This window comes from Sphingopyxis sp. (assembly GCF_051861155.1).
In the GTDB taxonomy this organism is placed as follows: Bacteria; Pseudomonadota; Alphaproteobacteria; order Sphingomonadales; family Sphingomonadaceae; genus Sphingopyxis.
This window is the reverse complement of sequence record NZ_JBHYDE010000012.1, coordinates 1-12,379: the sequence shown is the minus strand read 5'-3', so window position 1 is coordinate 12,379 and position 12,379 is coordinate 1. Positions and strand designations below refer to the sequence as shown.

12 protein-coding genes are annotated in these 12,379 nt (G+C 66.5%); 5 read left to right on the top strand and 7 right to left on the bottom strand.

The features are described 5' to 3' along the window. Positions 1–181: 181 nt before the first annotated feature. On the top strand, positions 182–598 hold the full coding sequence (locus ACTIFP_RS17020; RefSeq protein WP_439569883.1) for a GFA family protein: 417 nt from the start codon (positions 182–184) through the stop codon (positions 596–598). A gap of 30 nt (positions 599–628) precedes the next feature. Here the strand turns inward: ACTIFP_RS17020 and ACTIFP_RS17015 are convergent, their stop codons facing one another. From ACTIFP_RS17015 to ACTIFP_RS17005, 3 genes are read right to left on the bottom strand one after another with little or no spacing between them, the layout of a single operon-like run. Then, entirely contained in the window at positions 629–1,954 is a 1,326-nt protein-coding gene (locus ACTIFP_RS17015; RefSeq protein WP_439569882.1) for a replication-associated recombination protein A, read from the bottom strand. Between the two features lie 7 nt (positions 1,955–1,961). Beyond that, a complete protein-coding gene (locus ACTIFP_RS17010; protein WP_439569881.1) occupies positions 1,962–3,119 on the bottom strand; it encodes a glycosyltransferase family 4 protein in 1,158 nt (385 codons plus the stop codon). A 44-nt stretch (positions 3,120–3,163) separates the two neighbouring features. After that, the gene (locus ACTIFP_RS17005; RefSeq protein ID WP_439569880.1) at positions 3,164–4,222 is read right to left on the bottom strand and encodes a hypothetical protein; all 1,059 of its coding nucleotides are present in this window, start codon (positions 4,220–4,222) and stop codon (positions 3,164–3,166) included. A gap of 158 nt (positions 4,223–4,380) precedes the next feature. Here ACTIFP_RS17005 and ACTIFP_RS17000 point away from each other — a divergent pair, with 158 nt between their 5' ends. Beyond that, complete coding sequence (locus tag ACTIFP_RS17000; RefSeq protein ID WP_439569879.1) at positions 4,381–5,097, top strand: hypothetical protein; 717 nt, start codon at positions 4,381–4,383, stop codon at positions 5,095–5,097. Positions 5,098–5,105: 8 nt separating this feature from the next. Here the strand turns inward: ACTIFP_RS17000 and ACTIFP_RS16995 are convergent, their stop codons facing one another. The 4 genes from ACTIFP_RS16995 to ACTIFP_RS16980 form a co-directional block, all read right to left on the bottom strand. Then, positions 5,106–6,044 (bottom strand): hemolysin family protein, encoded by a 939-nt coding sequence (locus ACTIFP_RS16995; protein ID WP_439569878.1) that lies wholly within the window; start codon positions 6,042–6,044, stop codon positions 5,106–5,108. A gap of 17 nt (positions 6,045–6,061) precedes the next feature. Then, positions 6,062–6,568, bottom strand: coding sequence for an rRNA maturation RNase YbeY (ybeY, locus tag ACTIFP_RS16990; RefSeq protein ID WP_439569877.1), 507 nt, complete (start codon positions 6,566–6,568; stop codon positions 6,062–6,064). A 168-nt stretch (positions 6,569–6,736) separates the two neighbouring features. Beyond that, positions 6,737–7,444: a UTRA domain-containing protein gene (locus ACTIFP_RS16985; RefSeq protein ID WP_439569876.1), complete on the bottom strand. Its 708-nt coding sequence runs from the start codon at positions 7,442–7,444 to the stop codon at positions 6,737–6,739. Continuing rightward, a complete protein-coding gene (locus tag ACTIFP_RS16980) occupies positions 7,441–8,790 on the bottom strand; it encodes a formimidoylglutamate deiminase (RefSeq protein ID WP_439569875.1) in 1,350 nt (449 codons plus the stop codon). The genes ACTIFP_RS16985 and ACTIFP_RS16980 overlap by 4 nt, the downstream gene beginning before the upstream one ends. 29 nt (positions 8,791–8,819) lie before the next feature. Between ACTIFP_RS16980 and hutI the strand changes: the two genes are divergently transcribed. Genes hutI through hutG form a run of 3 tightly spaced genes read left to right on the top strand, consistent with a single transcriptional unit; the run spans position 8,820 to position 12,348 of the window. Then, positions 8,820–10,028: an imidazolonepropionase gene (gene hutI / locus ACTIFP_RS16975; RefSeq protein WP_439569874.1), complete on the top strand. Its 1,209-nt coding sequence runs from the start codon at positions 8,820–8,822 to the stop codon at positions 10,026–10,028. Further along, positions 10,025–11,545: a histidine ammonia-lyase gene (gene hutH, locus ACTIFP_RS16970; protein ID WP_439569873.1), complete on the top strand. Its 1,521-nt coding sequence runs from the start codon at positions 10,025–10,027 to the stop codon at positions 11,543–11,545. Before hutI ends, hutH begins: the two co-directional genes overlap by 4 nt. Next, positions 11,545–12,348: an N-formylglutamate deformylase gene (gene hutG / locus ACTIFP_RS16965; RefSeq protein ID WP_439569872.1), complete on the top strand. Its 804-nt coding sequence runs from the start codon at positions 11,545–11,547 to the stop codon at positions 12,346–12,348. Before hutH ends, hutG begins: the two co-directional genes overlap by 1 nt. The last annotated feature ends 31 nt before the right edge of the window (positions 12,349–12,379 follow it).

Genomic DNA, 12,379 nt, shown 5'->3' with positions numbered 1-12,379 from the left:
TCCTGCCACATTATGGATAATTCGATGTTAATTTGGGCCCAAGCTGTGCCGCGTTGATAGCGCGTGCGATGAGCTATTCGTCGGAAAGTGCCCGAACCGTCGGCGCGATTGACGCGCGAGGTAATTGCGTTCGCATTGATGTTTATGTTATGTTCTCCATCTTGGGATAAGGAGAACGAGGATGAGTGATTCGAACCCGCGCGCCAGCGGCCAATGCCATTGCGGGGCGATCCGCTATGCGATGTCGACCGCGGTTCAGCATCATGCGCTGTGCCATTGTAGCGATTGCCGCCGCCATGCCGGCGCGCCGATGGTCGGGTGGGCGCTGGTCGGGCAGGACGAGATCGAAATCTCCGGTACGCCCAAAATCTATGCGTCGTCCGAACATGGCCGCCGCCATTTCTGCGGCGAATGCGGGACCGGGCTGTTTTACACCAGCGAAGCCATTTTTCCCGGCCAGATCGATGTGCAGACCGCGACACTCGACGATCCCGATCTCATCCCGGCGCAGGTGCAGATCCAGACCGCCGAACGGATCGGCTGGATGGAGAAGCTGGACGGCCTGCCCAGTTTCGAGCGTTATCCGCCGTTCGAATAGGGTGGCGGCAGCGTTACGCGCGCCGCGATGTCACTCCTCGCGCCGTGACCGGCGTTGGTCGTCCCACCAGGCGATGCGTTCGGCGATCCGCTTTTCGAACCCGCGATCGGTCGGCTGGTAGTAGGACTGCGCGCCCATCCCCTCGGGCCAGTAGTCGGCGCCCGAAAAGCCATCGGGTGCGTCATGGTCATAGGCGTAGCCCTCGCCATAGCCCAGATCTTTCATCAGCTTGGTCGGGGCGTTGAGGATGTTCGCGGGCGGCGCCAGCGATCCGGTGTCGCGCGCCGATGCGAACGCCGCCTTCTGCGCCGCATAGGCGGCGTTCGATTTGGGCGCGGTGGCGAGATAGAGACACGCCTGCACGATCGCGAGTTCGCCCTCGGGCGAGCCGAGAAACTGATAGGCGTCCTTGGCGGCGAGACATTGCACCAGCGCCTGCGGGTCGGCGAGGCCGACATCCTCGCTCGCAAAGCGCACCAGCCGCCGCAGCACATAGAGCGGCTCCTCGCCCGCCACCAGCATCCGCGCCAGATAATAGAGCGACGCCTGCGGATCGGACCCGCGTAGCGCCTTGTGCAGCGCCGAAATCAGATTGTAATGGCCATCGCGGTCCTTGTCATAGACCGGCATCCGGCGGTGCAGAAACTGCGCGAGCGCGGCGGGGTCGAGCGGGTCGGGAATCGCGGCGGCGAACAAAGTCTCGACCTGGTTGAGCAGGAAGCGCCCGTCGCCGTCGGCACTTGCGACGAGGCCCGCCCGCGCATCGTCGGTCACCGGCAGGCGGCGCCCGATGTCGGCCTCGGCGCGCGTCACCAGCAGCGCCAGCGCATCCTCGCAGAGCCGGTTCAGCACCAGCACCTGCGCGCGCGACAACAGCGCGGCGTTCAGGGCAAAGCTGGGATTCTCGGTCGTCGCGCCGACGAGCACCACCGTGCCGCGCTCGACATAGGGCAGGAACCCGTCCTGCTGGGCGCGATTGAAACGGTGGATCTCGTCGACGAACAGCAACGTCCGTTTGCCCGCCGCGGCCATTTTTTCGGCATCGGCAAAGGCTTGACGCAAATCGGCGACCCCCGAAAACACCGCCGACAGTGCCGAAAAGCGCATGCCGACCGCTTCGGCGAGCAACCGCGCGATCGTCGTCTTGCCGGTGCCCGGCGGTCCCCACAGGATGATCGACGACAATTGCCCCGCCGCGACCATGCGGCCGATCGTGCCCTCGGGTCCGGTCAGATGTTCCTGCCCGACAACGTCGGCCAGCGTGCGGGGACGCAGGCGCTCGGCAAGCGGCACCGGGCCAGACGCGGCGCTTTCGCGCTGGACCGGGGTATCGCCGCCGAACAAATCTCCGGCCATCGGACGCTCAGCCCCCGCGCCGCTGTTTCTGGCGGATCAGGCGCAAATAGGTGTCGGCGACCGCCTGGTTGATCGCGTCCCATTGATAGGCGCCGCTTTCGAGCACCGCCGCCGAACCATGGTCGGCGCGCAGCGGGATGTCGCGGCAATAGCGCTGAAGATGATCGGCAAAGCCGGTGATCGAGCCGGGCGGGACGAGATAGCCGGTCTGGCCATGCTTGACGATGCTGGCGCTGCCGGTGGCGCGCGCCGCGACGACCGGGAGCCCGCAGGCCATCGCCTCGAGCGTCACATTGCCAAAGGTTTCGGTGACCGAGGGGTTGAAGAAAATGTCGCACGACGCCAGCGCATGCGCGAGATCCTCGCCGCCCTGAAAGCCGACAAAGCTTGCGTTCGGCAGCCGCGATTCGAACCATTCGCCCGCCGGCCCCTCACCGATCACGACGACCTTGTGCGCCACGCCGCGCCGCGCGAGCACGTCGACCGCGTCGGCGAACACGTCGAGCCCCTTTTCCATCACCAGCCGCCCGAGGAAGGCGATCGCGGGCACGTCGTCGTCGATGCCGAGCGAGCGGCGCCAGTCCATGTCGCGGCGCTCCGGGTTGAAAATCCCCTGTTCGACGCCGCGGGTCCAGATGCCGATGTCGTAATTCATCCGCTGATCGCGCAGCACCTGCGCAAAGCTTTCCGACGGCGCGATCAGCGCGTCGCACTTGCGGTACAGCTTGCGCAGCCATGCGACGATCACGGGTTCGAGGAACGACAGGTTGTAATAGCGAAAATAGGTTTCGAAGCGCGTGTGGACCGAACAGGCGACCGGCAAGCGGCGTCGCCGCGCCCATGCCGCCGCCTGCCGCGAGACGCGATCGGGGCTGGAGATATGCAGCACGTTGGGCGCAAAGGCGGCGATGTCCTGGCGCACGCGTGACGAAAAAGTCACCGGAATGCGATATTCGCTGCGGCCCGGAATCGCGAAGGACGGCACGCTGACCAGGTCGCCGGTCGGCTCGAAATCGGGGTTGGCGACGGTCGGCGAATAGACGCGCACCGCGGCACCATGGGCGAGCAGATAGCCGACAAGGCGGTTCAGCGCCTTGTTCGCGCCGTCGACGGTCATGTTGTAGTTGCCGCTGAACAGGGCGATGCGCAGGTCGGAGACGTCCATCGCGCCTGCGCTAACCCCCTCGCCGCGCAAACGCAACGCCGCCGTCAGGCCATGATGCTGTACGGCTCACCGGGTTTCGACCGGCACATCCGCTTCGACACGCGCGTTTCCTCGCCCTCGACAATCGCGATGTCGGTGATCGACAGGCATTTGCTGCCATTGGGTTCGGTGTTCAGCGCCGTGATCGTCGACGACCCTGCCACCCCTTCGCGCGTCGGGCTGGTCCAGTTGGCGGTGGCGCCGACCTCTTCCTTCTTGGTCACCGCGACGGTCGCCTCTGCCGCAACTTTCTGTTCTTTTTCGTCGAGCTGGCACGCGATCTCGGCGACGAGCACCGCGCCGAACAGCCCCGACACCGCGGTGCCGATACCTTTCAGCCCCACAGCATTCCCCGTCACGCCGCCGATCAGCCCGCCGAGCGCTCCGCCGCGCTTGCGCGCGCGCTTGCATTTGGCATCGGGGCTGGTGCTGTCGGCGCGCTTGGCCTCGTCGCCCTTCTTCTTCGCGGGCTTATCGACGTTTTCGGGTGCGGCCGCCTGGACAACCGGCGCGGGCGCCGGATAGCCGTTGCAACCGGTGTTGAAGCAGAAACGGTCGGCGAGATAGGCGCGATCGGTCTGATATTGCGCCTCGATCCCGCGATAGGCGGCAAGGTTGGCGCCGTCGGGATTGGACGCCGCATGTTCGGCCATGACGGTCTGGAAAAAGCGATATTGGGTGTCTGCCGAATAGCGCTTGTTTGCGCCGACCTGGGTCGAATAGAGCGACGACAGGGCGTCCTGATAAGCGATCATCGCCTGCCGATAGGGCAGCATTTTCTGGCGATAATAGGTGTCGATCGCGACGGTGCAGCGGTTGATCGCTTCCGCCCGGTCGAACGGTGCGTCCTGTTTGCGATAATCCTCACGGCAGCCGGGATAGCTGTCGGTATCGAGCGCGGGCCGGGCCGGCAGCGCCGGCAGCGGCGCTTCGACGACCGCCGGCGGGACATAGGCCTTGTCGCCTTCGCCTGGCGCGCCCTGCCACGCCGCGGCGGCGCTGTTCGACAACAACAGTGCGCCGATCGCTACGAGCGCCGAATGATGCCGCAAGCTGGTCCGCATATCCCGTTTCCCCACCCTTTGTTTTTCAAAGGCTAGGCCCGAATAGTCGACCCGACAAGCGCGGTCAGTGACGCGGGTCATACCGCGAGGCCGCGGTGCGGCGATATTGTTTTGGCGCAATCGGTGGATTAGAGTCGGGGCTGGATAGAGGTGGTCATATGCGTAGCTGGATCAGATCGGTCACCGCACTCGCCGCGATGCTGGCGTGCACCGCCGCGACCCCGCCGGGCATGGACCCCGACAATCCGACCTGTCCCGCCAAACCCAATTGGTCCGACTACAAGACGATGGTGCTGACGCCGTTCAAGCGGAGCGGCGAGCTGGTGCTGCTGGCCGAAGGCCGCGTCGACAGCGAGCTGCCCGTGCGGCTCGAAAAAGTCCTGACCGACAATCCGACGATCAGCGAAATCTGGATCCGGTCGCCCGGCGGCGACGCCCGCGCCGGCAATGCGGCGGGCCTGCTGATCCGCAAATTCAGCAAGGACCGGCAGATGGTCACGCGCATCCCGTCGGGGTGGACTTGTTTCAGCGCGTGCAATTTCGTCTTCATGGGCGGCCGCGCGCGCACGATCGACCCCGGCGGCCATTTCATGGTCCATATGTTCACGATGACCGGCGACAAGGACACAATCCAGTCGAGCGTCGCGCTGGGCGCCGAATCGACCACCGAACTGATCAGCGATGTCGAGCGCGAAGCGGCGCTGATGGCGACCGAGGACAATGACCTGCTCATCCGCCTCGACGTCTCGCGCGACCTGCTGTCCGACATCATGTACCGGCAAAAGGCGATCGCGACAGACAGCGACCGTTCGACGCGGCGCTGCCTGACCCGCAAGGAAGCGCTGCGTTACAATGTCGTCAACATCGACGATTAAGTGGCCGTTTAGTCGCCGGTTTCGGACGGTGCTTCCAGATCGACGACGACCGGCGGGTGCAGGCGCAGGCGGTGGACGCGGCGTTCGTCGGCCTCGGTCACCTCGATCCGCCAGCCGCTCGGGTGAAGCAATATCTCGCCGACCTCGGGAACATGGCCCGCGAGCACCGCGGCAAGACCGCCCAGCGTATCGACATCTTCCTCGATCTCGGCGAGCCGCGGATCGATTGCTTCGCCGACATCGTCGAGTTCGGCGCGCGCATCGGCGTCCCAGCAACCACCCTCGCCCGGTGCGAACAGCGCGGTCGGCTCGTCGTCATGCTCGTCCTCGATCTCGCCGACGATTTCCTCGACCAGATCCTCGATCGTCAGCAGGCCTTCGGTGCCCGAATATTCGTCGATCACGATCGCCAGATGGGTACGCTTGGCGCGCATTTCGGCGAGCAGGTCGAGCACCCCCATCGATTGCGGGACGTAAAGCGGCTGGCGGATCAGGTCGATCAGCGGCGGCGGCGGGCGCCCCTCGGCCAGCACCGCGAACACATCCTTGACATGGATCATCCCGACGACTTCATCCAGATTCTCGCGGTACACCGGCAGGCGGCTGTGCCCAGCCTCGGCAAATTGCGCAACGATGTCTGCAAAACTGGCGCTTTCGGGGATGGCGATGATGTCGGCGCGCGGCACCGCGACATCGTCGACCGTCTGTTCGCCGAAATGGAGCAAGTTGCGCAGCATCTTGCGTTCGATCAGCGACAGGTCGCCGACGATATTGCTGCCACGCCGCTCGTGGCTTTCTTCCTCGGCCTCGTCGATGACCTCTTCGATCTGTTCGCGCAGCGACGGTTCCTTGTCGCCGCCGAACAGCAGATTTCTCAGTCCGGACAGCAGTCCGGACCTACTACTGTCCTCTTCCGATCGGTTCGAAGACCCCTGGTCGTCGGGCATTGTTCAGCGTTTCCCTGTTAATCCTGGTCCGCATATGGATTGGCGATGCCCAGCGATGCAAGCGCTTTCACCTCGATCGCCTCCATCGCGGCGGCGCTCGCATCGTCCATATGGTCGTAACCGACCAGATGCAGCGTGCCGTGGACGATCAGATGCGTCGCATGGTCGGCGATCGAGATCGCCTTCTCGTCCGCCTCGCGTGCGCAGGTTTCGCGCGCCAGCACGATGTCGCCCAGCAGGATCTCGCCGTCGTCGCTGTTGGCGAGGCCTTCGAGCAGATCGTCCTGCACCTGCGGGAAGGACAGCACATTGGTCGGCTTGTCCTTGCCGCGAAAATCGCGGTTGAGCGTCTGAACCTCGACATCGTCGGTCAGCCGCACCGCGACCTCGACCAGCGGCGCCGCATCGGCGAGCGCGGCATAGGGCGTGAGCGCCAGCGCCGCGGCGACCGCCTCGCCCGCCCGCGCTTCCCAATCGAGCGCGTCGGGCCAGGGCGTTGCGGCGTGCGTTTCGACGCTCAGCATGACCGGATCGGCCCAAGAAGATCGCAAGAAATCGGCGCAACTTCACGCGCAAATCGCCGATTTCGAACAGTGGGCGCGGGTGGCAAATCGATAGGGAGCATCGATCGACGCTAGAGCGGCGGCGTTCGGGAGGACAGCGAAAAAATCGCGCAGGCCGCCCGTCGCGGCCTACAGCCCGCCGTCGCGCCGCGCCATCCCGGCCTGAAACTCTGCAATCAGGTCGAAACGGTCGCCACGAAACAGCTGGCGGACATGCGTCACCGGTCGGTCGCCGCGCCAGGTGTCGCGTTCGAGCTGGAGGCAAGCGGCACCGCTGCCGGTCGCCAGCGCCTTCGCTTCGGCGCGGGTGGCGGCGATGGCGCGCACGACATGCCGCGCCGAGGTCCAGGGAATATGCGCGAGCAGCCAGGTTCCCGGCGCCTCGACGGTGAAATCGGCCGCGGCGGCGGCAGGGACTTCGGCGAGTTCGATCGTGCGATTCTCAAGCGCAAAGGGTTCGGCGGCGGCGAAATGGACGCCGTCGATCTGCAGCGTGTCGGCGCCCGCCGCGTTCTTGCGGCGAACGATCGTCCGCGCTTCCCAGCGATAGGCCTCACCGCGCGCTGCAATCAGCTCGGCCAGGTCAGGGACGGTCATCACCGCCGAATGCACCGGCGGATGCGCGACGAACGAGCCCGCCTTGCGCCGCCGTTCGACCAGCCCTGCGGCAACAAGTTCGCCCAGCGCCTTGCTGACCGTCGCGCGCGCGCAGCCATAATGCTGTGCGAGATCCTGCTCGATCGGGATGCGCGTTCCCGGCCGCCATTCGCCCGACCGGATCCGCGCCTCAATCTCTTCGCGAATCCGGCGCGAGGGATTGGTCGCGCTGCGCGTCACCCGACGATCCGCGCGACGCTCTGGCGATAGGCGGCGGCGATCGCGGTGCGATCGACATGGCGGCCCTGCGCGACACGCTTCACCCCGGCGCGCCACACGCAATCGATCGTCCCTGTGCCGCCCGCAAAGATCCAGCGGTCGAGCAGCGTCGCATCGTCGGTTCCCGCAAAGCTGGGGTGATCGAGGTCGAGCGAGACGATGTCGGCGGGCTGGCCGACCGCGAAACCTGCCTCGACCCCCAGCGCCTGCGCGCCGCCGGCGAGCGCCCGGGCATAGAGGTTGGCACCGACGAACGGCGACGCCTCACCCGCCAGCAAGGCGCGGGCGCGGTGCGCCAGACGCTGCGAATATTCGAGCGCGCGCAGCTCGCCCGCCGCATCGATCAGGATATTGCTGTCGGTGCCGATCCCGAAGCCGCCGCCCGCCACCAGATAGTCGACCGCCGGGAAGATGCCGTCGCCAAGGTTCGCCTCGGTGATCGGGCAGAGTCCGGCGGCCGCGCCGCTGGCGGCGAGCCGCGGCGCTTCGTGCGCGTCGACATGCGTCGAATGAATGAGGCACCAGCGCGCGTCGACCGCCGCGTTGTCGAGCAGCCATTCGACCGGTCGCGCGCCGCTCCATGCGACGCAATCCTCGACCTCTTTCACCTGTTCGGCGGCGTGGATATGGACCGGGCCGGTGGGCGACAGGGCGAGCAGCGCCGCGAGTTGGTCTGGGCCGACCGCGCGCAGCGAGTGCGGCGCGATGCCGATATTCGCATCCCCCACCAGTTTCGATCGCGACGCGTCGAGAAGCGCCGCAAAACCATCGACATCATTCAGAAACCGCCGCTGGCCGGGGCTCGGCGCGGCGCCGCCGAAATTGCCATGCGCGTAAAAGACAGGGAGCAGGGTCAGCCCGATGCCCGTCGCCGCGCTGGCTTCGACGATCGCGCTCGCCATTGCGGCGGGATCGGCGTAGGCCGCGCCTGCCGGATCGTGGTGGAGATAGTGGAACTCACCGACGCGGGTGAAGCCGCCCTCGAGCATCTCGGCATAGGCCTGCGCGGTGATCGCCGCGACGTCCTCGGGAGTCAGCCGGTCGAGGAAGCGATACATGATCTCGCGCCAGCTCCAGAAATTATCGTCAGGCCGGCTGCGGCGCTCCGAAAGCCCCGCCATCCCGCGCTGGAACCCGTGGCTGTGGACGTTGCACAGGCCGGGGAGCGCGGCGGCGTGGCGTTCGTCGCCCGCGGCCGCTCCGACGCCGGTTTCAAGCGCGGAAATCCGGCCATTCTCGACCGTCAGGCGCACATCGCGCTGCCAGCGATTGTCGATCCACGCGCGCCCAAACCAGTAAGTCGCCATTTCAAGCCCTCATATTATGTCTAGACATAATGACGCATTCGCGAGATGTTGTCCAGATGGAGCATAGCTGGACCAACGCGCGACTCGCGACGATGACCGATGCCGGGCTGGGGCTGATCGACGATGGCGTCGTCACGGCCGTGGACGGCCGAATCGTCTATGTTGGCCAGGCCGACGGGGCGCCGATGGTGGCGCAAAGCAGCGATTGCGGCGGCCGGTTGATCACCCCCGGACTGATCGATTGCCACACCCACCTGATCCACGGCGGCAACCGCGCCAATGAATGGGCGATGCGGCTCGACGGTGCGAGCTATGAAGAGATCGCGCGTGCGGGGGGCGGCATCGTCTCGACGATGCGCGCGACGCGCGAGGCGAGCGAAGCCGACCTCGTCGATAGCGCCGTCCCCCGCCTCGACGCGCTGATCGCCGAGGGCGTCACGACGATCGAGATCAAATCGGGCTATGGCCTGTCGACCGACGACGAACTCAAGATGCTGCGCGCCGCCCGCGCGCTTGGCAAGCATCGCAACATCCGCGTCGAACCAACCTTCCTCGGCGCGCACGCGCTGCCCCCCGAATATAAGGGCGACAGCGACGCCTATATCGACCTCGTCGTGGGCGAGATGATTCCCGCCGCCGCGCCGCTCGCGACCGCGGTCGACGCCTTTTGCGAAGGCATCGGCTTCTCGCCCGCGCAGTGCGAGCGCGTTTTTGCCGCCGCACAGGCGCATGGATTAAAAGTCAAACTCCACGCCGAACAATTGTCGGCGCTCCACGGCAGCGCGCTTGCCGCGCGCCACGGCGCGCTGTCGGCCGATCATCTGGAGCACGCAACCGACGACGATGTCCGCGCAATGGCCGCGGCGGGCACCGTCGCGGTGCTGCTGCCCGGCGCCTATTATTTCATGCGCGAGACCAAGCTGCCGCCGATCGCGGCGATGCGCCGCGATGGCGTGAAGATCGCGCTTGCGACCGATTGCAATCCCGGCACCTCGCCGGTGACCTCGCTGCTCCTCATGCTCAACATGGGCGCAACCTTGTTCGGGCTGACCGTCGTCGAGGCGCTGCGCGGGGTGACGGTCAACGCTGCCGCGGCGCTCGGCCTGTCCGACGAAGTCGGAACGCTCGCGGTCGGCAAGGCGTGCGACCTCGCGATCTGGGACGTCACCGACCCCGCCGAGCTGGTCTACCGCATCGGCTTCAACCCGCTGCACCAACGCATCAAGGACGGACAATGATCATCACCCCCGGCGCCATGAGGCTCGCCGACTGGCGCGAAATTTACGAGGGCGCGAGCGCCGAATTGAGCGCCGACGCATGGGACGCAATCGACGCCAGTGCCGCCGCGGTGGCGCGCATCGTTGCCAAGGGTGCGCCCGTCTATGGCATCAACACCGGCTTTGGAAAGCTGGCGAGCGTGCGGATCGCGAGCGAGGATCTGGCGACGCTCCAGCGCAATATCGTGCTCAGCCACGCCGCGGGTACCGGCGCGCCGTCGCCGACGAAGATCGTCCGACTGATGATGGCGCTGAAGCTCGCGAGTTTCGGCATGGGCGCGTCGGGGGTGAAGCGCGAGACGGTCGCGATGATCGAAGCGATGCTGGCAAAAGGCCTGACTCCGGTCGTCCCGTCGCAGGGCTCAGTCGGCGCGAGCGGCGACCTCGCGCCGCTGTCGCATATGGCCGCCGCGATGATCGGCGTCGGTGCGATCGAGGTCGACGGCAAGGCCTTGCCCGCCGCCGAAGCACTCGCGCAGGCGGACCTCGCGCCGCTCGATCTCGGCCCCAAGGAAGGCCTCGCCCTCCTCAACGGCACCCAGTTCTCGACCGCCAATGCGCTCGCTGGCCTCTTCCGCGCCCAAACCGTCTTCCGGTCGGCGCTGATCACCGGCGCGCTGTCGACCGAAGCCGCGAAGGGTTCCGACGCGCCGTTCGACACGCGCATCCACGCTTTGCGCGGCCACGCGGGCCAACGCGAGGTCGGTGATACGCTCCGCAATCTGATGGCGGGATCGGCGATCCGCGCGTCGCACGCGGTCGACGATCCACGCGTGCAGGACCCCTACTGCCTCCGCTGCCAGCCGCAGGTGATGGGCGCGGTACTCGACCTGCTGCGTCAGGCCGGAACGACGCTCGGGATCGAGGCGAACGGCGTTTCGGACAACCCGCTGATCTTCGCCGATACCGACGAGGCACTGTCGGGCGGCAACTTCCACGCCGAGCCCGTCGCCTTCGCCGCCGACATGATCGCGATGGCCTTGTGCGAAATCGGGTCGATTTCCGAACGCCGCATCGCGATGCTCGTCGATCCGGCGCTGTCGGGCCTCCCCGCCTTCCTGACGCCGCGCCCCGGCCTCAATTCGGGCTTCATGATCCCGCAGGTCACCGCCGCCGCGCTGGTCAGCGAAAACAAGCAGCGCGCCTATCCCGCCAGCGTCGATTCGATCCCCACCTCGGCCAACCAGGAAGATCATGTGTCGATGGCCGCGCACGGCGCGCGGCGTCTGCTCGACATGGCCGACAATGTCAGCGCGGTGATCGGCATCGAATATCTTGCCGCGTGCCAGGGGATCGACTTCCACGCGCCGCTGAAGTCGAGCGACGCATTGGAGGCAGCACATAAGCATTTGCGCGCCGCGGTCCCGACGCTCGAAGACGACCGCCATTTCTATCCCGATATGGAGGCCGCGACCGCGCTGGTCCGCACCGGCAGCCTGGTCGCTGCCGTGCCCGCCAGCCTGCCGGGCGTCGGCTGATGGACTGGCTGCGCGTCCATCGCGGCGACGCGCCGCTCGTCATCGCCTTCCCGCACGGCGGCACCGACCTTGCGGGGCTCGACGAGCAGTTTATTTCGCCCTGGCATGCACAGATCGACACCGACTGGTGGATCGCCGATTTGTACGCCTTTGCCGCCGATCTCGGCGCGACGCTGGTCGCGACTGACATCTCGCGCAGCGTGATCGATATGAACCGCGATCCCTCGGGCGCGTCGCTCTATCCGGGGCAGGCGACGACTGAGTTATGCCCGACGACGACCTTTGACGGGGAGCCGCTGTACCGGTTCGGCGAGCCGGACGCGGCCGAGATCATGCAGCGGCTGCATAGCTATCACCGGCCGTATCACGACACGCTGACGACCGAACTCGACCGCCTGAAAGCCGCGCACGGCCGCGCCGTTCTCTACGACGCGCATTCGATCCGCAGCCATGTCCCGCGGCTGTTCGACGGCGATCTGCCGCAATTCAACATCGGCACCAACGGCGGCGCGACATGCGCCCCCGAACTCGAAACCATCGTCGCCAACATCTGCGCGGCGAGCGGCAAAAGCCATGTCGTCAACGGCCGCTTCAAGGGCGGCTGGACGACGCGCCATTACGGCCGTCCCGACGAGGGCATCCACGCAATCCAGATGGAGTTGGCGCAGCGCGGCTACATGGCCGAGCCCGCCGCGATCACGCACGCCAACTGGCCCTCCCCCATCGATCCGAACCCCGCGATCCGGCCCGTGCTGGAGCAAGTGATCGCCGCGACCCTCGATTTTGCGAAAGGAAAAGCATGACCACCCGCCTCGACAACAGCCGCGTGATCCG